Raw genomic sequence first — 26,768 nt, 5'->3', positions numbered from 1 at the left:
ATCGGTTTTAGGGCCATTGCCGTGGCGGTGACGCCGCTCAGTGTCCGCATACGGAATTTTCAATGAATATTCAGACGACCCCTGCACAAATCGAGAAGACAAGCGCGAGCTTCCCGGCCATCACGGAAGAGCCGATTCGATCCAATTTCCTGCCCGAAGAGCGTCTTCGCCTGCTTGGCGAAAGCCTGGCAAAGGGCGATCTCACCGATTTGTTCGGCCTCACGCCTTTCGACTTTCAGGCCCGCATCCGCGACAGCGCCAAGAAGATCTTGGAAGTCTACCGCTCGACCAATGCCGCGCAGGCGAGGGGTGAGACGATCACGCCGGCGGCGCAGTGGCTGCTCGACAACAATTATCTGGTCGAAGAAACCATTTTCCAGGTCAAGCGCGATCTGCCGCGCCGCTTCTACCGCCAGTTGCCCATTCTGAAACTCCCCGATGGCGGCACCGTGCCACGCGCGCTGGCACTGGCCTGGACCTATGTGGCGCATTCGGACAGTTCGGTCTCGGCGACGATGTTCAAGTCCATCGTCCAGGGCTTTCAGTCGCTCGAGCCGCTGAAGATCGGCGAACTCTGGGCGCTGCCGTCGCTTCTGCGCTTCGTGCTGATCGAAAATCTCCGCCGGCTGGCGGTCAGGGTCAACCGCACCCGCCAGATGCGCCAGATCGCCAACGATGTCGCCGACAAGGTTCTGGCGACCGACGACAGCCCGGACCGGCAGGCGATCCTGTCCAACTTCAGCGCTCACGCGCAGGACACCACCTTTGCCACCCAGTTGCTCTACCGCTTGCGCGATGGATCGCAGAATGCCGGCAAGGCCTTGGAATGGCTCGAAGGCGAGCTCGAAAAGACCGGCTCCGACGCCGAGGAAATCATCATTTCCGAACATCACACGCTTTCGAGCGGCAATGTGACGACCGGAAACATCATCCGCGGCCTGCGCCTCATCAACGACGTCGACTGGACGGTGTGGTTCGAAGGCGTCAGCCGCATCGACACCGTGCTGCGCGAGCGCACCGATTTCGCCGCGCTCGACTTCTTCTCGCGTGACCAGTACCGGACCGCGATCGAGGAACTGGCGCGCCGCTCCGACCTTTCGGAATATCGCGTCGCCGAGAGGGCCATCGAACTGGCCGGCCCCGCCGCCAGCGAGACCACGTCTGGCGACAATGAAGGCGATGCCGCTCCGGCTGCATCCGCGCACACCGATGTCGGTTTCTTTCTCGTCGGTCCACGCCGGCTGGAACTGGAGAAATCGATCGGCTATCGGCCAACCATCAGCCAGGCGGTCAAGCGTGCCTTCCGCAAGACCGGATGGCTTGGCATCGTCGTACCGGTGTTTGCGCTGACGGCCCTGCTTCTCGTCCTCTCCGGCAACGCGCTCGCCAATCTCGGCCTGTCGGTGCCGTCGATCGTCTTGATGCTGGCGCTGTTTGCCGTGCCAGCCAGCGAGGGCGCGCTGGCCTTCTTCAACACCGTCGTATCGCTGTTCCTGAAACCGACGCGCCTCGTTGGCTATGATTACAGGCACGGCGTGCCGCCGGAGGCGCGCACGCTGGTGGTGGTGCCGTCGCTGATCGGCTCACGCGACGACGTCGAGGAAAACATCCGCAATATCGAGGTGCATCATCTCGCCAACACAGCGGATGAAATCCATTTCGCGCTGCTGTCGGACTGGCCCGACAGCAAGACCGAGATCGATGCTGCGGATACCGAAATCCTCGAATTCGCCCGCGCCGAGATCGCTCGCCTCAACGCCCGCTATCCCTCCGAAGGTGCGCCGCGTTTCTACATCCTGCACCGGCGCCGACTGTTCAATGCGGCGCAAGGGTCCTGGATGGGCTGGGAGCGCAAGCGCGGCAAGCTGCACGAGCTCGACCTCCTGCTGCGCGGCGACAGCGACACCACGTTCCTGCCGCTCGACGTGCCGCTGCCGGAAAACGTCGTCCATGTGATGACGCTCGATGCCGACACGCGCACCACCCGCGACGCTGTCGCGACCCTGGTCGGCAAGCTATGCCATCCGCTCAACCGGCCGCATTTCGATGCCACCAGGCGTGTCGTCACGGCCGGCTACGCGATCCTGCAGCCGCGCATCACCGCGTCGCTGACCAGCGGCGACGATGCGTCGTTCTTCCAGAGGGTCTTCTCAGCCAATCGCGGCCTCGACCCGTACGTCTTTGCCGTGTCCGATCTTTATCAGGACGTCTTCGGCGACGGGTCCTTCACCGGCAAGGGCCTTTATCATGTCGACGCTTTCGAGGCCGCGCTGCAGGGCCGCATCGAGGAAAACACCATCCTCAGCCACGATCTGCTCGAAGGCGCGCTGGCGCGCTCGGCCCTGGTCACCGACGTCGAACTGGTCGAGGACTATCCGACGCGCTACTCGGTCGATGCCTCGCGCCACCATCGCTGGGCACGTGGCGACTGGCAGCTTCTCGGCTTCATGCTCGATCCGCGCTCCGGCGTGCCGGCTCTGTCGCGCTGGAAGATGATCGACAATCTGCGCCGCTCGCTGACGCCGATCTTCTGGGTCATGGCGGCGATCGCCGGCTGGACGCTGCTGCCCTTCACCCAGGCCGCGCAGTGGCAGGCCCTGCTGATCCTCAGTCTGTTCATGGCGCCGACATTCGACATCGTCAACGCCATCCTGCCCAAGAGCGGCGACCAGACGCCGCGCGGCCATTTCTCGGCCCTGGCGCGCGACGCCGCCTTCGGCACCGCCATGGTGGCGCTCAAGATCGTGCTGATGGCGCATAACGCCTGGATGATGGGCGATGCCATCATCCGCACGCTCTACCGGCTGTTCGTCAGCCGCCAGAACCTGCTGGAATGGCGTACCGCCTCGCAGGCGCACAAGAGCGGCGACAACGATCTCGGCTCCTATTACGGCATGATGTATGGCGCCGTGATCATCGGCTTCGTTGGCCTCGCCATACCGGTGCTAGCCGATTCCACCGGTGCTTTCGTCGCCTTCTTCTTCGCCCTGTTTTGGATCGCTTCTCCAGCCATCGCCGCCTGGATCAGCCGTTCCGCTGAAACCGAGGATCGGCTGCACATCTCGGCAGCCGACATCCATGTGCTTCGCACGGTGGCGCGGCGCACATGGCATTACTTCGAAAGCTTCGTGACGGCCGAGCACCACAATCTGCCGCCGGACAATTTCCAGGAAAGCCCGGCGCCCGTCGTGGCGCCGCGCACCTCTCCGACCAACATCGGCGTCTACCTGCTGTCCGTCGTGTCGGCGCGCGACTTCGGCTGGATCAGCCTGTCCGACGCCATCACCCGCATCGACGCCACCATGACGACCATCGAGGGCATGCCGCGTGATCGCGGCCACCTCTTCAACTGGTATGACACGACGACGCTGAAGCCGCTCTATCCGCTCTACATCTCGGCTGTCGACAGCGGCAATCTCGCCGGCCATCTGGTGGCGGTGGCGGCAGCTTGCGCCGAATGGGCGGAAGCGCCCTCCGTCCATCTCCAGGGCGATTTCGAAGGCATTCTCGACACCGTGACCATCCTTAGCGAGAGCCTTGACGAGTTGCCCGACGACCGCCGCCAGCTGCGGCCCTTGCGCCAGCGCCTCGTCGACCGTCTCGACGGCATGCGGCGCGCGGTCGACACCATCAAGGCGCAGCCGGAAATGGCGTCGATCCGCACCATCAACCTGGCCGTGCTGGCCGGCGAGATCCGCAAGCTCGCCACCGCCATCCACACCGAGGCGGCGTCGCCACAGAGCGACGTCATCGTCGACTGGGCAGCCAGGCTCGAGGCCACTTGCGAGGCACATGTCCATGACGCGCACAGCGACGACAATGCCGTCGAGGCGCTGCGCGCCAAGCTGCTGACCTTGCGCGAGCGCACGCGCCGCTTCGCCTTCGAGATGGATTTCTCCTTCCTGATGCGGCCCGAACGCAAGCTGCTGTCGATCGGTTACCGGGTCGAGGAGCACCAGCTCGATGAAAGCTGCTACGACCTGCTGGCGTCCGAGGCGCGGCTGACCAGCCTGTTCGCCATTGCCAAGGGGGACCTGCCGACCGAGCACTGGTTCCGGCTTGGCCGGCCGATCGTCGAGATCGGTTTCCAGGGCGCGCTGATGTCCTGGTCCGGCTCGATGTTCGAATATCTGATGCCGCCGCTGGTGATGAAGGAGGCGCAAGGCAGCATTCTCAACCAGACCAGCAAGCTGATCATCAAGCGCCAGATCCAGTACGGCCGACAGAAGAACGTACCGTGGGGCATTTCAGAAGCGGCCTACAACGCCCGCGACCGTGAACTGACCTACCAGTACACCAATTTCGGCGTGCCCGGGCTTGGCCTGAAGCGCGGCCTTGGCCAGAACACGGTGATCGCGCCCTACGCCACTGTGCTCGCGGCACAGTTCAACCCGCGCGAAGCCGTGCGGAATCTTGCCCGGCTGCGGGAGATCGGCGCGCTTGGCCGCCACGGTTACTACGACGCCGTCGACTTCACGCCGCAGCGCGTGCCGGAAGGCACCGATCATGTGGTCGTGCAGAACTACATGGCCCACCATTCAGGCATGTCGATTGTCGCGGTTGCCGACGCCATCTTCGAAGGCCGCATGCGCGATCGCTTCCACAGTGATCCGGTCATCGAATCGGCCGAACTGCTGCTGCAGGAGAGGGCGCCGCGCGACATTCCGACCGCGACCGTGAGGACCGAGGCCGACGAACGCTCCAAGGACGAGACCGAAGTCGAGAGCCCTGACTCCCGCATCGTGCTCGATCCGTTGCGGGCGCTGCGTTCGACCAGTGTGATGTCGAACGGCCGCTATTCGGTGATGGTTACCGCGACCGGTTCGGGCTATAGCCGCTGGGGCGATCTCTCCGTCACACGCTGGCAGCCGGATCCGACCGAGGACCGGCTCGGCTCCTACATCTTCCTGCGTGACGCGGGTACCGGCGACTGGTGGTCGGCAACCGCAGAGCCGAAGCATGCGGCCGAGGAAAAGGCGCAGACCTTGTTTTCCGACGACAAGGCGAGCTTCGTCAAATCGGTGGGCACGCTGCGCTCCGAGGTCGAATGTATCGTGATCTCGGAAGGCAACGGCGAGGGTCGCCGGGTCACGCTCTACAATGACGGGCCGTCCGACCGTCACATCGAAGTGACTTCCTTCGCCGAACTTGTGCTCGGCCTGGAGGCATCCGACAACGCGCATCCGGCTTTCTCGAAGATGTTCGTGGAAACCGAAATCGCGTCCAACAACTCGCAGATCTTCGCTACGCGACGCAAGCGGGAGACCAGCGAGCCCGATATCGCCATGGTGCATTTCGTCACCGACCCGTCCGGATCGGCGCGCGATGCCGAAGCCGAGACCGACCGGCGCGCCTTCATCGGCCGTGGCCGCACCATCGTCGACGCGGCCGCTTTCGATCCTGGCTCCAGGCTAGGCGGCCATTCGGGCTTCACGCTCGATCCCGTCGCCGCGCTGCGCCGCCAGGTGCGCGTGCCCGCCAACAAGAAGATATCGCTGACCTTCTGGACCGTCGTCGGCGCCAGCCGCACGGAACTGGACGAAGCCGTTGCCCGGCTCGACCATCCAGAGAGTTTTGCCCGCCAGGCCATGCTCGCCTGGACCCGCAGCCAGGTGCAGACCCGCCATATGGGCCTCAGCCTGACCGATGCCGCCAATGTGCAGAAACTGGCCCGCTACCTGATCTATCCCGATCCGTTCCTGCGTCTTCCGGCCGAATCCATCGCCTCGGGGCTGGGCAAGCAGTCGAGCCTGTGGCCGACGAGCATTTCGGGCGATTTCCCGATCTTCCTGGTCAGGATCGGCGACGTTGCCGATCTCGAAATCGTCGCCCAAGCGCTGCGTTTCCAGGAGTACATGCGCACCCGCGGCATGATGATCGACTTCGTCGTCGTCAACGAGCAGGCGTCCTCCTATGTCCAGGACCTGCAGCGGGCGGTCGAGACGCTGTGCGAAAACAGCCGCTTGCGCGGCAAGGAACTCGGGCCTCGCCAGCACATTTTCGCGGTGCGCCGCGACCTGATGGACGAGACCACCTACAAGACGCTGCTCGCTGTCGCCAGGGTGGTCCTGCACACGCGCAACGGCACCATCTTCGACCAGATCGAACGAGCCGAGGCGGCGGCCCTGCAGGCGCGCGACGCGCTGCAGCCGGCAGCCTTGGTGGTTCCGCGCGAATTGCCCTCGCTGGCGCCCATGGCGCATGCCTCGCAAGCGGTGGCGAATGTCAGCGCCGATGGCGCCGGGCTTAGCCAGTGGAACGGTTTTGGCGGTTTCGACGGCGACGGGCGGCACTATGTCGTGCGCCTGGCTGGCCGGCGCACCACGCCACAGCCGTGGATCAACGTCGTCTCCAATGCTTCGTTCGGCTTCCACACCTCTGCCGAGGGTGCTGCCTTCACCTGGAGCCGCAACAGCCGCGACTACCAGCTGACGCCATGGTCGAACGACCCGGTCTCGAACCGGCCGGGCGAGGGCCTCTACATCTACGATCAGGCCAGCGGCAAAGCGTTCTCGCCGCTCGCCGCCGTGGTACGCGATCCTTCGATGACCTACGAGGCCTGGCACGGCCAGGGCTTCTCGACATTCCGCTCGAAGCGCGGGCCGTTGTCGATGGACCTCACCCATGTCGTCGACCCGGTCGACCCGGTGAAGATCTCGCGGCTGCGCATCCAGAATTCCGGCTCGGTGCCGGCGCGGCTGCGGGTTTATGCCTATGCCGAATGGGTGCTCGGCGGGCATCGGTCGCGCACGGCGGCAACCATCGTCCCGTCGCGGGACGCCGCCACCGGTGCGTTGCTGGCGCAAAACCCCTACGGGCTCGATTTCAGCGAGCGGGTGGCCTTCCTAGCCACCGATGGCGGCGTCCAGTCGGTGACGACCGACCGCTCGGAGTTCCTCGGCCGGCATGGCTCCAGCGAGCTTCCACAGGCGGTGCTGAGCGGCGCGGCGTTGTCGGGCCGTGTCGAGGCCGGCGACGATCCTTGCGCGGCGCTCGCCCGCGACATCGAGATCCAGGCAGGTGGCGACGTGACGCTGCTCTGGCTGCTTGGTGATGCCGAGTCCGTCGAGGAGGCCAGCGCCCTGGTGCAGGAACACCGGGCTAGGGATTTCGACCAGCGGCTGGCCGACAACGAGCGCGAATGGCGTGGTTTCCTCGACACCATCCAGGTCGAGACACCGGACAAGGCGCTCGACGCCATGGTCAATCACTGGCTGCCCTATCAGAGCCTGGCCTGCCGTATCCGCGCCCGCTCCGCCTTCTACCAGGCAAGCGGTGCGTTCGGCTTCCGCGACCAGTTGCAGGACACGCTGGCATTGCTGGCGCATGACCCGCTACTGGCACGCGACCAGATCCTCAACGCGGCGCGGCGGCAGTTCCCCGAAGGCGACGTGCAGCATTGGTGGCTGCCGCGCACCGGGGCCGGCGTGCGCACCATGATCTCCGACGACGTGGTCTGGCTGGCCCATGCCACGGCGCGCTACCTGCTGGTCACCGGCGATGCCACCATCCTGAAGGAGCACCTGCCCTTCATCGATGGACAGGCGCTGGGCGAGGGGGAGCACGATGCGTTCTTCACTCCGGAAATTTCGAAGAAGACGGCGTCGCTCTACGACCATTGCGCGCGGGCGCTCGACCTTGCCATCAAGCGCAGCAGTCCCGCCGGGCTGCCGCTGATCCTCGGCGGCGACTGGAACGACGGCATGAACCGCGTCGGCGAGCACGGCAAGGGCGAGAGCGTCTGGCTCGGCTGGTTCCTGCTGAAGACGCTGGGCGACTTTGGCGCCGTTGCCAAGACCGAAGGCGATGCCAAGCGCGCGCAAGCCTGGGCAAAGCATGCCGATGCGCTGAAGCGGGCGCTTGAAAGCACGGCATGGGACGGCGAGTGGTACCGGCGCGGCAGCTTCGACGACGGCACGCCACTGGGGTCGCACAACTCGGAAGAGTGCAAGATCGACTCGATCGCCCAGTCATGGAGCGTGCTTTCGGGCGAGGGCGATCCGGCACGATCGACGACGGCGATGGAGCAGGCGACCAAACTGCTGGTCGACGACAAGCTTAAGATCGTCAAGCTGTTTACGCCGCCTTTCTCGAAGACCGACAAGGACCCCGGCTATATCAAGAGCTATCCGCCCGGTGTTCGCGAAAATGGCGGCCAGTACACCCATGCCGCCACATGGTTCGTCATCGCGCTTGCCGAGATGGGGCGGACCGACGAGGCCTATCGCTGTTTCTCGATGCTGAACCCGGTCAACCACGCGACCGACGAGGCCTCGGCCGAGCACTATCGCGTCGAGCCCTATGTGGTGGCGGCCGATATCTATGCCGGGGACGACAAGGGCGGCCGTGGCGGCTGGACCTGGTACACCGGCTCGGCCGGCTGGCTCTACAGGGCGGCGGTCGAAGGCATCCTGGGTATCGAGCGGCGCGGCAAGCGCGTTCAGTTCAATCCGAGGCTCCCCAGCCATTGGGACGGGTACTCGGCAACCCTCAAGATGCTGGGGGCGGAACTCAGGGTTCGTGTCACCCGCGACAATAAGGCCAAGGCGGTTTCGCTGGAACTGAATGGGGCAAAGACCAAGGGCTCGACTGTCGAACTGAAGAGCGGCGAGGTTGCCGAAATCGTCATCAGGATCCCTGCCTGAGGCAAGTCGCCCGGCAGCATTCCCTCGGGCTCGAGCCCGGGGGAGGGCGCGGTTTTCGGGACCACGGTTGGATGAAAGGCGCCATGCCGCCCAGCGTTGCCATCGGCCTGGGCCGAAGGCCTGTCGCTGAGATGCCCATAAAATCAAAGGCTTGATCCGTACCGTATGAACCGCCCCAAGCGGCGAGGCTTGGCATCGCGTTGCCTTGGCGCGCGCCCAAGGCCGCTTAGTTTCGCTCTATACTGTGCAGAAGGCGATTTGAGCCTTGGTCATCCGCCCGACATTGTTGTTGATTAAAATTGTGGCAGCGCGTTCCAGCTGCCATGATTTCGCCGCATGCCTGACATTTTACCTGTCTTCTCAAACCGTTAGATGATCACGGCAGATTTCGGAACGTCGCCATCTTTTGTTCGCTCTGAGGGAACTGAAGAGGTACACGGCCATTGTTTTGCGACGTATCAACCGGTACGAGTCAAATGATGCAGTGCACAATAAACAGCTTGGCGGAGTAACTGGGGTGACCCTTCTGCAAATCTACTGGCGAGCGCTCGGTTATCTGGCCGCGGACAGGAAACGCGTCGCGTTGATCTGTTCGGCCAACGTAGCCCTTGCCATCGTGGCGCTTCTCGAGCCGATTATGTTCGGTCGCGTCATCGGCGCCATCTCCGATCGTGGCTCTGTCTTCACCACGCTGGTCATGTGGGCGGGTCTCGGCGCCTTCAACATCGTTGCTTTCGTCATGGTGGCGCGCGGCGCTGACCGCTTTGCCCATGCGCGGCGCAGCGAAGTTCTGTGCCAGTCCTTCGAGCGCGTCATCACCATGCCGCTCGCCTGGCACCATCAGCACGGCACCTCCAATGCGTTGCACACGATGCTGCGCGCCGTCGAAACCCTGTTCAGCCTTTGGCTTGAATTCATGCGCCAGCATCTGTCCACGGCTGTCGCCCTCGTACTGCTGGTCCCAACCGCGATCAGCATGGACCTGCGCATGTCGCTGGTGCTGCTTGGCCTCGGACTGCTCTATGTCGGCATCGGCCGGATGGTAATGCGCCGCACCAAGGCGGGCCAGGCCGCGGTCGAGCGCCACTACCACAAGGTGTTCGCGCATGTGACCGACTCGGTCTCCAACGTTGCCGTGCTGCAGAGCTACAATCGCCTCGGTCACGAGGCTGATACTCTGCGCCGCTATGTCAAGAACCTGCTCGACGCGCAGAACCCTGTGCTCGACTGGTGGGCGCTGGCCAATGCCTTGCACCGTCTGTCATCGGCAATCTCGATGCTGATCGTGTTGTCGATCGGCGCCTATCTCGTGACTCATGGTCAGTTGGGCATCGGCGATGTCATCGCATTCACCGGTTTTGCCACGATGCTGATTGCTCGCCTCGACCAGATGTCGGCTTTCGCCAACCAGATTTCCGAGGCGCGCGCCAAGCTTGAAGATTTCTACCAGCTCGAGGACTCCGCGGCCGATGCCGCCGAGCCGGATGGACTGCGCGATCTCGCCAACATCACCGGCCATGTCCGCTTCGAGAATGTCGGCTTCGAATTCGCCAATTCGGGCCAGGGCATCGACGACGTGTCGTTCGAAGTCCAGGCCGGTCAGACCGTTGCCATCGTCGGACCGACCGGCGCCGGCAAGACCACGCTCATCAATCTGCTGCAGCGCGTCTTCTCGCCGTCCCATGGCCGCATCCTGATCGACGGCGTCGACACCCGCAGCGTGACCCGCAAGTCGCTGCGCCATTCGATCGCCACCGTGTTCCAGGATGCCGGCCTGCTCAACCGCTCGATCGAGGACAACATCCGTGTCGGCCGCGCCGAGGCGACAAATGATGAGATCCATGCCGCCGCCAACGCGGCTGCGGCGCAGGACTTCATCCTGGCCAAGAGCAATGGCTATGACACGGTTGTCGGCGAACGTGGCGGCCAGTTGTCGGGTGGCGAGCGTCAGCGCATTGCTATTGCCCGCGCGGTGCTGAAGGATGCCCCGATCCTCGTGCTCGACGAGGCGACCAGCGCGCTCGACGTCGAGACCGAAGACCGCGTCAAGGACGCGATCGACGAATTGCGGCGCGACCGTACCACCTTCATCATCGCCCACCGCCTGACCACCGTTCGCGACGCCGATCTGGTCGTGTTCATGGATAAGGGCAGGGTGGTCGAAATGGGTGGCTTCGCCGAACTGTCGCTGCGCAACGGTCGCTTCGCCAGCCTGCTGCGCGCCGGCGGCCTGCTCAACGACGAGGAGGTTCGCCGCCTCAGCCGCACCGTGCAGCAACAGCAGGAAGCAGCCGCCTGAGCAGGCGGCGCGTCTTCCTTCTCCCACAGGAGAGAAGGAAGACGTTGACACGCCTGCGACACCACCGCTCGATTGCCCCAAACGCGCCGGCGGTCTATGTAGAGCCGCATGAGCGACACGACTTCACGCCTGACCGGATGGCTGGATCTTGCCAACCCGACGCGCTTCGTCTGGCTGGCGGACAGGGTCGTGCCATGGTTGGCGTCCACCGCCGCACTTATCCTTGCCGTCGGGCTCTATATGAGCTTCGCCGCGCCTGAGGATTTCCAGCAAGGCATCACCGTTCGCATCATGTACATCCACGTGCCTTTCGCCTGGCTCGCCATGATGTGCTACACGCTGATGGCGATCTCGGCGTTCGGCACGCTGGTCTGGCGTCACCCGCTGGCCGATGTCGCGCTCAAATCCGCCGCCCCCATTGGTGCCGTATTTACGGCACTGGCGCTGATCACCGGCTCGATCTGGGGCAAGCCGATGTGGGGCACGTGGTGGGTCTGGGATGCGCGGCTGACCTCGGTTTTCGTGCTGTTCCTGATGTATCTCGGCATCATCGCGCTGACCCGCGCGCTCGACGATGCCAGCCGCGCCGCCTGGGCCGCCGCCACCATCACGCTGGTCGGCTTCATCAACATCCCGATCATCAAATTCTCGGTCGACTGGTGGAACACACTGCACCAGCCGGCCTCGGTGTTCAGGCTCGGCGGGCCGACCATCGATCCCAGCCTGCTGTGGCCGCTGCTGGTGATGGCTGTCGGCTTCACGGTGCTGTTCTTCGCCCTGCACCTGATGGCGATGCGCACCGAAATCCGCCGCCGCCGCGTCATCGCTATGCGCCGCGTCGCGGCACGGCAGGCCGAGCGGCAGCCAGTTTAATTCAGTATCTGACGAATCCGGTCACCCCATCCGTCCGCGCGCTGCCACCGGCAATGTTTCCAGCACCTTGTCGCCGTCGATCAGATTGATCTCGTTGAACAGGTTGGTAACGACGCAGCAATGATCGGGCACGACGCGGACGCGTTCGCCGATCCGCAGCTTGCCATCGCCCGATAGCGTGACGTTGCCGTGCTCCTCGCTCAGGCCCGTCACCCGCGCTCCCGAAACGCCGAGCAACTCGCCGAAATCGGCGAGCCCCAGCGTGTCGCTGGACAGCGCCTTGCTGCCGGCGTCGAGGATGGCGCGCGTCGGCGTCGGATGGCTGACCACCGTCGACAGCACCGTCAGCGCGCAATCGTCGAGGCTGCCGACGCCTTTGGCGACCTGGTAGCGGTCGAGATAGATGTAGGTGCCCGGGCGATATTCGGTGACCACCGATGCTTCACTGGAGCGCCAAATGTCCGGCGTGCCGCCGCTTGAGATGCGCTCGCAGGCGAGGCCAGCGGCGGCCAACACCTGCCTGGCGTCGGCAAGCCAGGCCTCGGCCTCCGCCGCGCGGCCGGCGGCCGGGTAGGTCATCAGCCCGCCGAAGGCGAGGCCGCCGGCCTTGTCGATCTGTCTTGCCAGCGCAACCGCTTCACCAGCCGTCTGCACCCCGCAGCGGCCCATGCCGGTGTCGCATTCGACCAGCACCGACAGAGGATGGCTGGCATCGGTGAAGGTGGCGGCCAGCCCTTCAATGGTCTCCATGCTGTCAGCCGTCACCGACAGGGTGACACGGCGATGCAGCGCCAGAAGCCGCGCCAGCTTGGCCCGCCCGAGGATGTTGTAGGGAAGAAAAATATCGGCAAGCCCGGCGTCCGCCATCACCTCGGCCTCGCCGATCTTCTGGCAGGTGATGCCGACGGCGCCGGCCGCCACTTGCTTCTTGGCCCAATAGGGCAATTTGTGGGTCTTGATGTGAGGCCGCAGCTTCAGACCGTTCCTGTCTGCATGGGCCTGGGCGCGGGCAATGTTGGCTTCGGCTCGCGCGGCGTCGATCAGGATCGACGGCGTATCGAGGTCGTGGATGGTCGGCATCGTCTGTCACCCCATGGAAATCCGCAGGGTTTATGACCCTGAAAACACGCGATGTCACGCGGCCAGCAAACCCGATCTGTGGTCCATGCACGCAAAGCCCGGCAGGGCCAGGCGGCAAGGATGGATCGACACCGCATCGACGTTCGGCTATGCGATTTGTCGGAAAAATCGACACGAAGGACCATGATCATGAAACGCTCCGCCATCAACGACATCATCCGCGAAGCCGACGCTTTCATCCGCTCGTTCGGCTATATCATGCCGCCCTTCGCCTATTGGTCGCCGCAGGAGGCGAAGGCCCGCCAGGTCGACTCCTCGGCCGTGTTCAGCTCGCGGCTCGGCTGGGACATCACCGATTACGGCCAGGAGAAGTTCGACGAACTCGGCCTGTTCCTGTTCACCGTTCGCAACGGCCGCTACGAAGACATGAAGAAGGGCATGGGCATGCTCTATGCCGAGAAGATCATGATCTCTCGCAAGGACCAGCTGTCGCCGATGCACCGCCACAACATCAAGGCCGAGGACATCATCAATCGCGGTGGCGGCAAGCTGGTGCTGGAACTGTTCATGCACGATCGCGACGGTGGCATCGATCCCAAGGCTGAGGTATCGGTGCCTGTCGACGGAACCATTCACAGGCTGCCGGCGGGCGGGCTCCTGAAGCTCGATCCGGGTCAGAGCGTCACCCTGCTGCCCGGCGTCTGGCACGCCTTCTGGGCCGAGGGCAAGGATGTGCTGATCGGCGAGGTGTCGACCGTCAACGACGATCTTACCGACAACGTGTTTCGCGAACAGATCGGCCGTTTTTCCAACATAGACGAGGACGTCGCCCCGGTGCATCTGCTGGTGTCCGACTATGAGAAGTGGCTGGGCTAGGCACTCAATGACAGCAGTCTGGCGCTGACTGCACGCTCGTCCTGCACAGGCAGGACGAGGTGATCGGCACATCTGCCTTGGCCAGCGCAGTGGCGAGGCTTGCCTGCAGCGCCGGCAGTTCTTCGGTCTCGCCGCGCCGCTTCAGGCACTCCACCAGCCCGTGCAGCGCCCAGACATTGTTCGGGTGCTGGGCGCAGCGCTGCACCTTGCCGCTTAGGCCCAGATCGTCGCGATAGACCTGTTCGGCCTCATGCGCGTGGCCCTGGTCAAGAAGCAGCGCCGCCAGCGCATGGCGCGGCGGGTGCATCCACGCCCACGGCTCGGTGTAGGACAGATTGTCGTCAAGCTCGACCGCTTGCCGCAGATGGCCGTACGCCTCCTCATGCCGGCCCTGGTGATAGGCAAGCTCGCCATCGAGGAGAGCCGCGCCGACTGCCAGTGACGCCCGCGTCGGGTTGCTGAGGAAGCGCCGTTCGGCTGGAATGCCGGCCAGATGCAGGTGGAACCGCTCGCGCTCGCGCTCCGCCTCGACAAAATTCCTCAGCGTCGCATGGGCCACACCCTTGGCGTAGTGCTGCATGGCCGCCGTCAGCACGTAGAGGCCGGGCTCTTCGGTCACCGGCTCGTCGATGATCTCCTGCCAGCGGCCGAAACGCACCTCAACATGCGATTTCATGGCGTGGTAGCCCTCCACCGTCTGGGTGAGCTTGGGCCGCTCGGAAAGGCTGATCAGATCGCGCGTCACCAGGCTGCGCACCTTGTCGGCGGCCCACAGGGCCGGCCTGGACTGGCCTGACAACATGCAGGTGAACATCATCAGATGCAGGTCGTGGCAGCAGCCGAGCAAATAGTAGGTCGGCTCGTCCGCATAGGCGAGATAGAGGTCGTTGGCACGGACCGCCTTCTCGCTGGCAAGCTTTGCTTTCTCGTACTCGCCGCACAGCACGTAGATATGCCCCGGCATGTGGTTCATGTGCCCGGCATCGGGACACATTTCGCCGAGCAGATCCGCCGAGCGTGTGCCGCGTTCCGGCATGGTGGACATTTCCAGCAGATGGATGTGCAGGTGAACGATTGCTGGATGTTGGGTGGCATCAGCCTGGTCGGCAAGCCGGATCGACCGCTCGCAAACCGCCAGCGCTTCGATCACGTCAGAGTTTGGCGCCGGCGCACCGGTCTTGAGATTCCACAGACGCCGCACGGTGCGCATCATCAGCGCCTCGACCAGCAGCGCCATCACATCATGGTCGTTTGGAAAGTCCTGGTAGACCAGCCGCATCGCGGCGGCGTAGGCGTCATCCCACTGCTCGAATTCCTGAGGCGTCACCCGGTGCGGCTTCTGGAAGCGGCTGGCGAGTGCCTCGATCAATCGCCTCTCAATATGGCTGGCGGCGGCCGCATTGGCGCTAGCCAACTGGACATGCTCGAAACAACGCTTCGTCGCGCTATCGGCCTCGGTCTCGCCATGCTCCTTCCAAGTCAGATTGTAGAAAGGCCCGGCGGCATAGGCGATGCCCCAATGCACCATCGGGCAGTCAGGATCCGTTTCGAGTGCCTTCTCGAAACACCTGATGCCTTCCTCGTGATTGAAGCCGTAGCACCATTTCAGGCCGATATCGAACCAGCGTTGGGTTTCTGCAGAGCGGGTTGAGATAGGGCGGCGATAGGTACCGAGGTTGAAGCGGTCCATGTAATCTCATTCAACTTGCCGTCGGCTGCGAGCCAGGGCTCTGGCCAGATTCCTTCAGCATCAATGTGTGCCGGAATCTATAGGAATGGCAAACACCACGACTGCGATCGCTGAAGTTTGAGAGGATGAGGCGATGCACAGCAGCACAACATTAGACGTGATCGTAAGGCCGTTTTCGCTGGCGTTGACGTCCTGTCTAGAGAGCATGTTGCATAAGACTTCGCTGGCATGCAGCGACCTCGTCAACGTCAGCCAGCCGTGATAGACGAGCCGCTATGCCTCAGAAGTGAGGAAGCGCCACCCCGGTCGAATCCGATCTTCCGAGCTGCTTCAAAATCGGTCCTGCGGAAGGGGATGTGCATGGTGGATTCTGATCGGATCGACAAGCTGATCGCAGCGGTGTCCCCTGCCTTGGCGCTGCGCGCCGGGCTGGACCTTGGCATCTTCACCCGGCTCGGTGACAGCGCGGTGACCGCTGACGGCCTAGGGGCCGCGCTCAAAGTCGAGCCCGATCGTCTGTCGCGGCTCCTCTACGCGCTCGCCAGCATCGGTCTCCTCGAAGTCAAGGATGGTCAATTTCGCAACGGAGCCGAAGCGTCGGCCTTCCTCGACGCGTCCAAGCCGACCTATCGCGGCGGCGATCATGCGCTCCTGCGTCAGCTCTGGGGAGCCGACCTGCTGACCGCAGAATCGCTGCGACAGAACCGGCCGGCTGCGCTGCACGATTTTTCCGAAGCCGGGCTCGAGGCCGCGGCGGCCTTCAGCCGCATGCTCGCGCCGGGCGGGGTGATTTTCGGCCGACATCTGGCCCAGGAGATGGACCTCTCGACGATCGGTTCGGTGATCGACATCGGTGGGGGCCCCGGGACCATTCTCGTCGGACTTCGCGAGCGGCGGCCGCAGATTGCGGCGACGCTGATGGAACTCCCAACGGTCGCAGCGGTCGCGTCAGATATCCTGTCAGAATACGGTGCCGACGACGTGGTTGTCGAAGAGGGGGACATAACTGTCGCGCCATCGATCGGTCGGCACGATCTGGCGATCCTGAAGGCCGTCGTCCAGGTCCTTCCGCCGGACCAGGCGCGCAGTTCGATCCTGAACGCGGCGCGTTGCCTCACACCCGGAGGCGAGATCGCAATCGCGGGGTGGGGTGTGGTCGATGACGACCGCCTCGGCCCGTCTGAGGGTGTCTTTCTGAATCTCACCTTCTTGAACCTCTATCGCCACGGCGAATCGTACACTGAAGGTCAGTATCGCGCGTGGATGACCGAGGCTGGATTCCGGGATATCTCCAGGTCGCGCCTGACGGACGGCTGCACTTTGTTTCGTGCGCGCCTCACGGGCTGATCGTGGCTGAATGGTTGGTTTCGGACGCAAGGCCTGCAGGAGATTAGCCTGCTCTTGCGGGGGGCCTATGGCAATACAATTTCGGCCTCACTGAAGCGCGCTGCACACAACGCCACTGCCGCCACAGAGCGCATAGGCGCAGGACTGAGGCGGTGCGCCTAGCAGAGGCCGCACACAAGCTGCGTGGGATCCGGTAGCGTGCCGCTATTCGGTCTTTGCCGGCACTTCTTTCTTTATGGTTTGAGTGTCCGCAGCCTTCGACATATCGGCCTTCTCGACGCTCGCTGTTTTCTGCGAGTCGACCGCGGCCTGTACCTTCGAATGCGCCGGGCAATCCGCAGAGGCGGCGGATACGGACAGGGTCAGCGCGGCGGCTATTGCGAGGAATGTTTTCATTGTCTCCTCCTCGTTCGTTGAAGACGCAGCGTAACCTGTCTGTTGCCGACCACAAAATCACATTTGCCCCCCACCGGGGGAAGGAGACGGGCGACAAGTGCGGATCGAGGAGATCACGCCGAAGGTGAAGCGCTAGTGTTGCCCTCGACGCTCACGGGATGATTAACGTTCAGGTGACATACCCCGCGGGGTTGCAACCCGCCACGAGCATCCCAACATTATGCGGCGGACCTACTGTCCGAGAGATCTTGCCGGGAATATCGCGCTGCTTTGTTGAGTGAAGATAGTGAGAAGTCTAGCCCGCACCACCACCGTGATTGCATCGATCGCTGTGGCTATCGTGCTGACCTTTATGGCAGCTAAAGGATTTGAGCTATCGGCGCCAGATCCGATCGTGGCCCATGCCTTCGAGAGGAACATTTGAGGACACGAGGCGCTACGCCAGGGGCGCTGACGTCCTTAGCCTCAGCCCGGCCCAGCCGCCATTCTCAGCGATGGACTCGACGCGGCGGGCATGACGCCGGCCACAGAGGCAGACACCAGGACGCGCGACGCGCGCCTTTGCAGAGGATTTCTGACGCGCCCCCGTGTCCCGCCAGCGCGCGTTTGAGTGAAGCGATGGCGGGACCGCGTAGCATGAAGTGTCGGCGTCGGCCTGGTTGACCGGACATCTCTGCCGCCGCTCTGGCCGCAGCACGCCGGCAAGGGCGAGCCGCCCTTCAGTGGTGATGGGCGGAAACGCTCTTGACGTATTCGGACACCATTTCCCTCGGTGCCGACTGACTGATGTCGCCGACGCTAAGGATGCCGACCATCCGCATATTCTTGTTGATCACCGGCAACCTGCGGATTTTCAGTTCTTCCATGTGCTGTACGGCCTTAGCCAGATCGTCGTCTTCGCGGCAGCAGTGAATGCCGGTCGTCATGACATCGCGTGCTGTTGCCGTGCGGCCGTCGAAACCATCGTCCGCCAGTCCTTTGCAGACAATATCGCGGTCGGTCACCATTCCGATCAGTCGGTCGTTCTCTCCAATGGGAATCGACCCGATATCCTGGGCTCGCATCATTTTCGCCAGTTCGGTGACATCGGTTTCGGGGCTGACCCAGTCTACACCCTTATGCATTGCGTCTTTCACTTTCATGGCGGACCTCCCTTGCTGGGTTGGTGAATGTCCCCCTGTCCCATTTTAACGCGGGCGGGGTTTGACTGCCAGAGGCCATCATCCAGTCCCGCGTTTTAAGATGGTCATCGGTGTCGCCGATGACCATTTTCGCGGTTTGGTTGTCATGCGTCCATTTCCAGCCAACAGAGCCGCTTGTTGAGACCATGGCGTGGCGAAGACCTCCGCCATGGCGCGGCGGCGGTTGTTCCGGAATTCCCAACACCGATGACTGAAGCGGCGAAGGTTCTGCTGAAAGCAAGGAACTAAGACGATGGAATACCGAATAGAGCCAGCCGGGTTTGCCGACCGCTGGTGCGTTACCCAACAAGGCCCGCTTCGGCGGGTTTTCATGTCGCTATCAATGCCGCTATTCGCAGCCTCCGCTCATTACCACGCCTGACAAATCAAGGGCTTATGTTGCTGCGCATTTCGAGGCTAGCAACATGGTTTGTGGCGGTTTTGGTAGCTAAGTGTTTGAAACTGTTTGGCTGGGGAACCTGGATTCGAACCAGGACTAACGGAGTCAGAGACAGATTGATCCGTTGTTTTTGCTTCGAAATCCCGCCTCGTGTTGCAGTCGTGTTGCAGTCGGCGCTAAGAAAGTAGCCGCGCCTCGATCTCGGCAACTGCCGTCTGATCGGCTGCGTCATCCTCGAAAAGATGGCCGTAGGTGTCGAACGTCACCGTGATCGAGCTATGTCCCATGATGGTCTGGACGCGTTTCGGCGATAGCTTCTGTTCAATGAAAAGGCTCGCCGCAGCATGGCGCATGGCGTGGAAATTATACTTGGCGATTTTCAGCGGATTGCCTTCGGCATCTTGCCTCGTCGGATGGAGGATGAACAAGCCGGCACCGACGAGCAGGGGCGTCCAGACGCGCGCAAGAATGTTGTGGTGATCGAGCGGCGTTCCTTCATCGGACGGAAACACCAAGCCATCCGGGCCGTTTGCAACCGATAGACGCTGCTGCTTCACGGCGTTGATTGCCATCGGCGCCAGCGGCACGTCACGCTCGCCGGCCGACGTCTTCGGCAAGCCAAAATCGCCCCATGCGTCGACCCGGCCTTTCACTGTGAGAATACCGCGCTTCAGGTCGACGGCGCTCCATCTGAGTCCGCGCAACTCAGAGGCACGCAAGCCGCTGAATAGCGCGGTGACGATCAGCGCGCGGTGCTTGCCTTGGGCTGCATCAAGAATGGTCCGCAACTCGGCCTTGGTCGGGATCTCAGGGCGTTTCAACTTTCGCCGGTCATTCGTCTTCACCTTGGCATCCGACACCGGATTGGTCGCTGCCAAGCCACGCCGCCGTGCTTCAACAAAGATCGCGCCGAGCGAGCGCACAATGCGCTTCATCATGGCCGGCGATCGATCCTTCGCCAGTTCGTCGGCGAAGGCGTGAACGTGGGGCGTGTTGAACTGCGATAGCTTTCTGGCGCCGATCAGCGGGACAATGTGAATGTTTACATGCTGGGCATAGGCGTCCCGCGTGGAGCGCTCCAGGCCTCCGGCGTCGCATCTTTCTAGCCAGAGCTTCGCGGCCTCCTTGATCGTGATTGAGGCGCTATCAGCGACGTGCACACCTAGCTGCAGGTCGCGCCGCACCTTCACGAGATAGGCGTCGGCGTCTTTGCGCTTGTCGAATTGCTTGGCGCGGCGGTTGCCGCCAGCATCGAAATAATCGGCGAGCCAGCGAACTTCGCCGGAGGGCAGGGTGCGTTTGCGGACCTTAGCCATTGCGGAGACCTTCCTGCGAAACCGAGAGCCTGCGATTTGCCGCTGCGCGACAGCGATCCGAGCAGTAGCGCGCAGTTGAACGACGTCCGGTAAGATGACCGGTGTAAAATAGGCGCGAGCAATTCTCGCAGCTTGCAAGCGCGGCATCGACTTCGGCGGCCATCGCCACTTCTGCGCACATGAGATCAAAAAGCGACCGGGGCCGCAGCACCATGCGCTTGGTTTGGTCCGGCCCTCGATAATCGAAGCCCAGATGCATGACGGTCGAATCCGAAAGCAGATCGTTCAAGGTCGCTATTCGCTCGGGATGATCCGCCAGCGGACCAATTCTGACAGCCCGCTCCAAAGTGGCGAGCGCATCCGAAACCGACTTGTCGTCGCGCAGGTGCCAATCCTGTGGCCGTTCGAGCAATCCATGCGCCGCAAAGAACTTTTCGCGTTTCTCAACAGTGTCGCTGCTGTTTATAAAATTGAGGACAAGCGGGCTGGACAGGTCGGACACATTGTAAGCCCGCGCTGCTCGGCGCTCTGACCGGTACATGTAGAAGAGCTTGTCCCCTTCAACATCGAAGTCTGCCCGCACCCCATCCGGGCAAACCTGCCATTCCAAAACTATCGGCAACACTGACCATTCCCCAAGCGTTCGCTAATTTCCTGTAGAACCGTATGACATACTTTTACGGATACCACAACTGAGTTCCTTTCTCTACGTTCGTTAATTGTTAGAAAACTCGAACGCGGAGAAATTTGCGATGACTGAAAGTGAAAGAAGGTCGCGCCCGGTCTGGGGCGCCAAGGCCATCGGTAAGGAGATCGGTCTTAGCGAACGACAGGCTTACCACATGCTGGAAAAGGGCCTGCTGCCGGCGCGGAAGGTCGGCGACAAATGGGTGGCCGATGCGCGTCAGTTGCACGCGGTGATTTCGGGGGAGGCGGCATGACGCGCGCGCTTCCGATCTGCGCCACGGCGGCAGCCTTCGCCGTGATTGCTGTCATTGCTCTCGGCTGGTGGGCGCCATGAGCTTTGATCTCGAAACACTCCGAACTAATCACACTCGGCGCTCGACGCCTTGTCGAAGTCCCTCCGGCACAGCGAGGATGCGCGGCAGTGCCGTGGTTGCGGTCTCAGCTGCCGATGACGGCCGCCGAGGCGATCGAGGCGATCCGTTTGGCAAACTTGCTCAGAAGCGGAGGCATCAATGACGGAGCCTCTTAAAATGCGAAAGCCGACCTCGGCAAAGGTCGGCTCGCTGGAAATGTCGAAAGGCTTGGCAGCTATCGATACCAGCGAGAATAACGGGAAGACACCCACTAGGCAACAGCGTTGGCGCAATCGTAACCCTGTTGCGGCGTGGGCGCATTCGGCCACTCGATCAGCGATGAGGAGAGGCATCTTGGTGCCGCCTGATCATTGCGAAAAGTGTGGCAACACTGGGCGCATCGAAGCGCACCACAAAAGTGAGTACCGCAATGTCCTCGATGTCGTCTTCTGGTGTGCACCATGTCACCGGCGCCACCATGCGCAACTGCGCAAAGGCGGTGCGGCATGACCGAGCAAATTCAACCGGGATTGAAAAAGGTCCGGGGCATGGCGCAGGCCTCGCTCGACCTGATCGAGGCGATGCACAAGATCGCCGAGGAGATGCAGCCGATCACCGGCCGAGGCATCGGCTACAAGTTGTTCACGGCCGGGCTCATCTTGTCGATGTCGACCAACGACATGCAGAAGGTCTATCGCCTCCTGCGGATTGCGAGAGAGCAAGGCGACATCCCGTGGGATTGGATCGTTGACGAGACCCGCGAACTGGAGCGGGTTTCGACCTGGGACGATCCTGCAGAGTACGCTCGCGCCGTCGCGCGGTCCTATCGCCGCGACTTCTGGAACCAGCAGCCATATCGCGTCGAAGTTTGGAGCGAAAAAGGTACCGTTCGCGGTGTTCTAAAGCCAGTGCTCGACCAATACGCTGTCGGCTTCCGCGTCATGCACGGCTTCGCCAGTGCGACCACGGTCAACGACATTGCCACAGATGATGATGGGCGACCTCTGATCGTCCTCTATGCCGGCGACTTCGATCCCAGCGGCATGTACATGTCGGAGGCCGATCTGCCGCGGCGCCTTGTCGAGTATGGCGGCGCGCACGTCAGGTTCCGGCGCATCGCTCTGACGCCAGAACAGACGCAAGGCCTACCGTACTTCCCTGCGTCCGACAAACGCACTGACAAGCGCTACGACTGGTTCGCCCAGAACCACGGGGCACATTGTTGGGAACTTGACGCTATGGACCCGCGCGACCTGCGCGAGTGCGTGCAGCAGGAGATCGAAAAACTCATTGAGCCGGAAGCCTGGGCTCGCTGCGAAACGGTCAACGCGGCCGAGCTGGAATCCTTGCAGTCGATCCTGACGGGCTGGAGAGCGGCATGACCAAGGCCAGCCCCGTATTCTGTCCTGATCCGCCGCGCGCGATGGCCGATCAGCGGCTTTCGGCGCTCGATATTCGGGTGCTGATGGCGATCTCTTTCCATGACCGATTCAGCAAGAACGGCATTGGCTGCACAGCCGGTCACGGCCGATTGGCAAGCCTTGTCGGCTGTCATTTGAAGAGCTTGTCCAGGTCGATCAAGACGCTTGCCGTCTGCGGCTATGTCGGCGGCCGCGCCAATCCACTCAACCCGAGATCGCGGTGCTACTTCGTGATCTACAACGTCATGGACGAGTTGATCACCAAGACCGTCAAGGGTAACCAGTCTGTTACCTATACGGGTAACGAGTTCGCTACCAATGACGCGTCGATAGGTAACCATCTCGTTCCAGAAATTGAGCCGATAGGTAACCGTGTTTCAGAAAACGCTGAACGAAATCAAGAGGATGCGTCGTATAATATATTAGGTGAAACCTATAATAAATCTCGTGAAACGATCTCAATAGATCCCGTTGAAACGGCGTCATCGACGCAAGATTCCTGGAAAAAAAGGGGCAATGAACGGGCGAGTTCCACGAGCGTCGGCGCCATGCTGGCGATGGTCGAGCGTGGGTTCAAAGACGGCGGCAATACCAATCTCCGTCAGTGGCACGACTGGCTGGCCGGCCTTGTCGGTGAGCATGCCAGTATCGACAACAACGACCCGAACTATGGCCGAGCTTATCGACTGTTCGAAGAGATCGGCAGCGTTCTCAATGTCGGTGACGCCGCATGACCGCCGCGCTATCTCAACAAGCGGCCAGCAGTCTCGATCAGACGCCGCTGCGTTGCAATCATGCTGCACCGCGCGATGTTCAGTGCGATCATTTCTTCTGTGCGCTTAAGCGCGATCTCGGTCCGTTCAATGCGCTGCTTTGCGAGTTCCATGGTGTTGTCCATGGGTATCCAACACCTGGCTGGCGGAATCGTTCCCTGATGGCGGGCGAAACGGGTGTGGCGAGGGCCGGCTGAAGGATGGACTCGCCACCGACCCATCGCCGTCGCGGGCGTCGTCCGATCGGCACGGCGGAAGAGCGAGAAGAGCGCAAGCGTCGACTTGGTCGGGAGCGACAAGCTCGACGGAAAGAACGTCTCCCTTCTGGAGGCATTTTTCTACAAATCCCTATCGATCATGTGTTGGTGAACTTGCTGCTTGAAGCCGGCGCCGTCGACAATGTGGGCAGCCGCAACCGAAAGCGGCTCACCAGCGCGGTCGTGCGTATTCTGAATAACGCGTTATCCGAAGCCGTCGCGGCCGGGCGTAAATTCCAACCTGAGAAAGAGGAATCATCAAATGCTCGCACGCACTCCGAGGACCGAAATGGACTTCGTCACAATCCTGAAAATCCCGCCAAAGCCATCCTCGATCGCCGAGGCTGAACGGAAGTGGCGTGAGGCAGTCGCTGAACGCGAGGCAGCTCAATCCAAGCACGCCGAGCTTCACCGCCTCTATTTCGGCCAGGTGCCGGGGCAGCCGCCCAGGGCCACCGCCGCCGAGGTCGACAAGGCTGGCCAGGAAATCGTCCCTTATCAGGTCAAAGAACGCGAGGCGATGCAGGCCTTGGAAGCAGAGCGAGCAGCCTTCGACGCGGAGCTTGCCTCCCTGACACCCAAGATCGCCGAATACCGCGCTGCCATCGGACAGAAGCTCGATGAACTCGAGGATCTGCTCGGCGTCGGCGTGTTGTTCTACGGGGCCGCAGTGCAGGCAAACGTCAAGCTGCAGAGCAAGCTGCCGGGGCGATGCCAGGGCATGTTGCAGCACGGCGTCGCGATGACGCGGAAGATTCTGAACGGGGCCGACTGAGCCAAAAGGAGAGACCAAAATGTATTTGACCAGAGACATGTCCAGCATCGGGAAGATGCAGCGACCCGTAGCCCCGCAGACTGTGGCGCCGCCGCTTCAGCCGATGAAACTCACCGCACCCTTGAAGCCGGTGAAACTGACAAGCGTCAGGCCTCAGATGAAACCCGTTCGCGTGGTCCGGCTATATGACCCGAAGAGAAAAGCTGAAGACCTCTACTGGATCCGAAGGCTGGAGAATGTGGGCATAACCGAAGGCAACAGCTCCGCCCTCAAATTGATGAAGGACAACTATAGGCGCCGCTACGGCGAGCGGATCTGAACACCCCAAGCGACGATGGAAGCACTGACGGTTGAAGCGCTGATGGCTGATCTAGACATCCACATTGCAGGAGAGCTTTCCGTGCTGCAAGCGCGCGGTGCCGATCGTCACCAGATCGAGTTGCGGCACAGAGAGCTATGCGACTGGGCTATTGTCCAATGCGCGAGAGCCGAGCTTGCCAGGCCGATCGACATCGATCCTGCACTGTCGGACGAGTCGGTGACGGTGCGCGCGATGTGGAGGTATCTGCTCCCTGAAGTGACTACGGCCATCAAGGCTGGCCTGACTGTCGAATACATTGCGGTAGTCCGCTGCGAAGACGGCATGACCGTTCTTATGACTGTCGATTTCGTAGAGCCAGAAGACCCGATGCTTTGGGCTACGTCGGACTTCTACAAGCATTTCGACCCTGAGCTATGGGCAGACGCCCTGGAGGGCATAGCCATCGACCACAACGCCGCGATCGAGGTCGCAGATTACTACCCGCAGGCACTTGCCGATGCTCTCGAACCGCCAGGACCATGGAGGCGAATGTTTTGAGACCGTGCAATGCAACCCCGGGGGCGGGGGATCGCGTCTCAGGCCGCCATCTTCCTAGACCGCTGCCCATCCCACAACACGCAGTTGCGTTCCCCCGGTTCGTTCCGTGCGCGCGAGGCTTGCATCATGGGGGCTAGGGGGCCGGCGTCGGCTGCATCATTGAACGTCGTCCCGATCGCCAGCCAGTCGGGTGCCAAGGCTGTCCGTGCCCCAAAGGTTCCGGCGCCGGGCCACCTCTCGGCCGCGTCAAAGAAATGGTGGAGCGAGGTAAACGCCGAATTCAGTTTGGAGCCTCACCACCTTCGACTGCTGCAGGCAGCCTGTGAGAGCTGGGAGAGAATGCAAGCGGCTCGCGCTGCGATCGCCCAACACGGTCTTACCTTCACCGATTCCCAAGGCAATCCAAAAGCGCGGCCGGAAATCGCGATCGAACGCGACGCCAAAGTCGGCTTTGCGCGGCTGCTTCGGGAACTGGACCTCGACGGAGAGCCGGCACCCGATGCCCGCCGACCTCCAGCGATTAGAAGCAACAGGGATTGAGCCATGCCCGTCAAACGGAGAGCAAGCAAGAAGCACAAATCGGCCGAGGTCTTTGCGTGGGCCGAACTGTTTCAAACCGGGTATGACGGCTTCGGCGACCTTACCGAATTCGGTTACTCCATCGAGTACAACGATCCGCAGAAACTGAGGGACGCGCGAGATGCCTGGGCGCGCCTGGGAGCCGCGTTCCTCAATACCCGGCCAGACTGGTGGCCGTCGACGCCGGCATGGGCGCTGGAACAGTTCGGAGATCCCCGAGCATGAAGCGCCGCATCCCTAAGTCCAAACGCCGGCATGCGATCACGGCGGAAGCGATCGAGGCATACCAAGCGCGTGATTTCCTCGCGCTGCATCGAGCCTTAGGCTTGATGCCTTGGGAAATGTCCCCGCTGCCAAATGATCCGCTGGGCTGTGATCCCGATTGGGAGATGCCGGCGCGCACCAACAACCTGTTCGAACTCTCTTTCCCCCAGGCGCTCGAATTGCAGCGCGAGCTGGAGGAGGCATGTCGAAGATGACCAGACGCATAGACCGGCGCAGCCCAGAAGCCGAAGCGTATAGGAAGCTCTATCGCACGGCACGCTGGCAGGCTGTGAGGACCGCGCAGCTTAGAAATCATCCGCTTTGTCACAAGTGCCTACAACGCGGCCATGTCACGCCGGCCACTGTCTGCCACCACGAAGACAGGGAGACGAAGAAAACGAACTTCTACGGCGGTCCGTTTCTCTCGGTTTGTTCGCCCTGCCACGATGGGCCGATCCAGTCGGCGGAAAGGCTGGGCTTCAGCAAAGAAGTTGGCGCCGATGGCTGGCCGCTCGATCCGGCCCATCCCTCAAACCGAAGCCGGCGCACGGCGTCGAGAACGTAAATCAGGAGACCCGAGAATGCTGCTCTCGACAGGACAGATGTACCGCAATACCGCAGCCGCTGCGAAGATCCTGGATGGGCTCTCGCCGACTGGCGCCTACTCGATGTAGCGCGATCTGCTGACCTCATTCAT

General features: G+C 62.3%; 24 protein-coding genes. 16 read left to right on the top strand and 8 right to left on the bottom strand.

The window, feature by feature from the left end; genetic code table 11:
• Window positions 1-62 precede the first annotated feature (62 nt).
• The 3 genes from AC1D10_RS22680 (at window position 63) to AC1D10_RS22670 (ending at window position 11,817) form a co-directional block, all read left to right on the top strand.
• Window positions 63-8,645, top strand: a complete 8,583-nt coding sequence (locus tag AC1D10_RS22680) for a glycoside hydrolase family 94 protein (RefSeq protein WP_477275760.1) — start codon at window positions 63-65, stop codon at window positions 8,643-8,645.
• 517 nt (window positions 8,646-9,162) lie between these two features.
• Window positions 9,163-10,944, top strand: a complete 1,782-nt coding sequence (locus AC1D10_RS22675) for a glucan ABC transporter ATP-binding protein/ permease (protein WP_477275758.1) — start codon at window positions 9,163-9,165, stop codon at window positions 10,942-10,944.
• A 108-nt stretch (window positions 10,945-11,052) separates the two neighbouring features.
• On the top strand, window positions 11,053-11,817 hold the full coding sequence (locus AC1D10_RS22670) for a heme ABC transporter permease (protein WP_477275756.1): 765 nt from the start codon (window positions 11,053-11,055) through the stop codon (window positions 11,815-11,817).
• A gap of 21 nt (window positions 11,818-11,838) precedes the next feature.
• Here the strand turns inward: AC1D10_RS22670 and AC1D10_RS22665 are convergent, their stop codons facing one another.
• The gene (locus AC1D10_RS22665; protein WP_477275754.1) at window positions 11,839-12,897 is read right to left on the bottom strand and encodes a D-TA family PLP-dependent enzyme; all 1,059 of its coding nucleotides are present in this window, start codon (window positions 12,895-12,897) and stop codon (window positions 11,839-11,841) included.
• A 189-nt stretch (window positions 12,898-13,086) separates the two neighbouring features.
• Here AC1D10_RS22665 and AC1D10_RS22660 point away from each other — a divergent pair, with 189 nt between their 5' ends.
• Window positions 13,087-13,773 (top strand): D-lyxose/D-mannose family sugar isomerase, encoded by a 687-nt coding sequence (locus AC1D10_RS22660; protein ID WP_477275752.1) that lies wholly within the window; start codon window positions 13,087-13,089, stop codon window positions 13,771-13,773.
• Between the two features lie 4 nt (window positions 13,774-13,777).
• Here AC1D10_RS22660 and AC1D10_RS22655 read toward each other — a convergent pair whose 3' ends face one another.
• Window positions 13,778-15,463 (bottom strand): hypothetical protein, encoded by a 1,686-nt coding sequence (locus tag AC1D10_RS22655; protein WP_477275750.1) that lies wholly within the window; start codon window positions 15,461-15,463, stop codon window positions 13,778-13,780.
• 360 nt (window positions 15,464-15,823) lie between these two features.
• Here AC1D10_RS22655 and AC1D10_RS22650 point away from each other — a divergent pair, with 360 nt between their 5' ends.
• Window positions 15,824-16,810 (top strand): methyltransferase, encoded by a 987-nt coding sequence (locus AC1D10_RS22650; protein ID WP_477275748.1) that lies wholly within the window; start codon window positions 15,824-15,826, stop codon window positions 16,808-16,810.
• Window positions 16,811-17,014: 204 nt separating this feature from the next.
• Here AC1D10_RS22650 and AC1D10_RS22645 read toward each other — a convergent pair whose 3' ends face one another.
• The 5 genes from AC1D10_RS22645 to AC1D10_RS22625 form a co-directional block, all read right to left on the bottom strand.
• Complete coding sequence (locus AC1D10_RS22645) at window positions 17,015-17,206, bottom strand: hypothetical protein (RefSeq protein ID WP_477275746.1); 192 nt, start codon at window positions 17,204-17,206, stop codon at window positions 17,015-17,017.
• Window positions 17,207-17,925: 719 nt separating this feature from the next.
• Complete coding sequence (locus AC1D10_RS22640) at window positions 17,926-18,348, bottom strand: CBS domain-containing protein (RefSeq protein WP_477275744.1); 423 nt, start codon at window positions 18,346-18,348, stop codon at window positions 17,926-17,928.
• The gene (locus AC1D10_RS22635) at window positions 18,323-18,697 is read right to left on the bottom strand and encodes a hypothetical protein (protein WP_477275742.1); all 375 of its coding nucleotides are present in this window, start codon (window positions 18,695-18,697) and stop codon (window positions 18,323-18,325) included. The genes AC1D10_RS22640 and AC1D10_RS22635 overlap by 26 nt, the downstream gene beginning before the upstream one ends.
• Window positions 18,698-18,963: 266 nt before the next feature.
• Window positions 18,964-20,103 (bottom strand): tyrosine-type recombinase/integrase, encoded by a 1,140-nt coding sequence (locus AC1D10_RS22630; RefSeq protein ID WP_477275740.1) that lies wholly within the window; start codon window positions 20,101-20,103, stop codon window positions 18,964-18,966.
• Window positions 20,096-20,728 (bottom strand): hypothetical protein, encoded by a 633-nt coding sequence (locus AC1D10_RS22625; protein WP_477275738.1) that lies wholly within the window; start codon window positions 20,726-20,728, stop codon window positions 20,096-20,098. Before AC1D10_RS22625 ends, AC1D10_RS22630 begins: the two co-directional genes overlap by 8 nt.
• 127 nt (window positions 20,729-20,855) lie before the next feature.
• Between AC1D10_RS22625 and AC1D10_RS22620 the strand changes: the two genes are divergently transcribed.
• From AC1D10_RS22620 to AC1D10_RS22610, 3 genes are all read left to right on the top strand, one after another.
• Window positions 20,856-21,044 carry a DNA-binding protein gene (locus tag AC1D10_RS22620; RefSeq protein WP_477275736.1) on the top strand — a complete coding sequence of 63 codons (189 nt, stop codon included), beginning with the start codon at window positions 20,856-20,858 and terminating at the stop codon, window positions 21,042-21,044.
• A 605-nt stretch (window positions 21,045-21,649) separates the two neighbouring features.
• Complete coding sequence (locus AC1D10_RS22615) at window positions 21,650-22,525, top strand: hypothetical protein (RefSeq protein WP_477275734.1); 876 nt, start codon at window positions 21,650-21,652, stop codon at window positions 22,523-22,525.
• Window positions 22,522-23,298, top strand: coding sequence for a hypothetical protein (locus AC1D10_RS22610; protein WP_477275732.1), 777 nt, complete (start codon window positions 22,522-22,524; stop codon window positions 23,296-23,298). Before AC1D10_RS22615 ends, AC1D10_RS22610 begins: the two co-directional genes overlap by 4 nt.
• A gap of 8 nt (window positions 23,299-23,306) precedes the next feature.
• On the opposite strand, the gene AC1D10_RS22605 is transcribed toward AC1D10_RS22610, so the two are convergent.
• Window positions 23,307-23,462, bottom strand: a complete 156-nt coding sequence (locus AC1D10_RS22605) for a hypothetical protein (protein ID WP_477275730.1) — start codon at window positions 23,460-23,462, stop codon at window positions 23,307-23,309.
• Window positions 23,463-23,537: 75 nt separating this feature from the next.
• Between AC1D10_RS22605 and AC1D10_RS22600 the strand changes: the two genes are divergently transcribed.
• The 8 genes from AC1D10_RS22600 (at window position 23,538) to AC1D10_RS22565 (ending at window position 26,636) form a co-directional block, all read left to right on the top strand.
• Window positions 23,538-23,942, top strand: a complete 405-nt coding sequence (locus AC1D10_RS22600; RefSeq protein WP_477275728.1) for a hypothetical protein — start codon at window positions 23,538-23,540, stop codon at window positions 23,940-23,942.
• A complete protein-coding gene (locus AC1D10_RS22595; protein WP_477275726.1) occupies window positions 23,884-24,369 on the top strand; it encodes a hypothetical protein in 486 nt (161 codons plus the stop codon). The genes AC1D10_RS22600 and AC1D10_RS22595 overlap by 59 nt, the downstream gene beginning before the upstream one ends.
• 19 nt (window positions 24,370-24,388) lie before the next feature.
• Window positions 24,389-24,688: a hypothetical protein gene (locus AC1D10_RS22590; protein WP_477275724.1), complete on the top strand. Its 300-nt coding sequence runs from the start codon at window positions 24,389-24,391 to the stop codon at window positions 24,686-24,688.
• Window positions 24,689-24,703: 15 nt separating this feature from the next.
• Window positions 24,704-25,228, top strand: coding sequence for a glycosyltransferase family protein (locus AC1D10_RS22585; RefSeq protein WP_477275722.1), 525 nt, complete (start codon window positions 24,704-24,706; stop codon window positions 25,226-25,228).
• Window positions 25,229-25,387: 159 nt separating this feature from the next.
• Complete coding sequence (locus AC1D10_RS22580) at window positions 25,388-25,768, top strand: P27 family phage terminase small subunit (protein ID WP_477275720.1); 381 nt, start codon at window positions 25,388-25,390, stop codon at window positions 25,766-25,768.
• A 3-nt stretch (window positions 25,769-25,771) separates the two neighbouring features.
• Window positions 25,772-26,032 (top strand): hypothetical protein, encoded by a 261-nt coding sequence (locus tag AC1D10_RS22575; protein ID WP_477275718.1) that lies wholly within the window; start codon window positions 25,772-25,774, stop codon window positions 26,030-26,032.
• Complete coding sequence (locus AC1D10_RS22570; protein ID WP_477275716.1) at window positions 26,029-26,286, top strand: hypothetical protein; 258 nt, start codon at window positions 26,029-26,031, stop codon at window positions 26,284-26,286. Before AC1D10_RS22575 ends, AC1D10_RS22570 begins: the two co-directional genes overlap by 4 nt.
• The gene (locus AC1D10_RS22565) at window positions 26,274-26,636 is read left to right on the top strand and encodes an HNH endonuclease (RefSeq protein ID WP_477275714.1); all 363 of its coding nucleotides are present in this window, start codon (window positions 26,274-26,276) and stop codon (window positions 26,634-26,636) included. The genes AC1D10_RS22570 and AC1D10_RS22565 overlap by 13 nt, the downstream gene beginning before the upstream one ends.
• Window positions 26,637-26,768: the final 132 nt, after the last annotated feature.

The sequence above is a fragment of the Mesorhizobium sp. P2_A8 genome (genome assembly GCF_056404935.1).
This window is presented reverse-complemented; position numbering and strand designations above follow the sequence as displayed.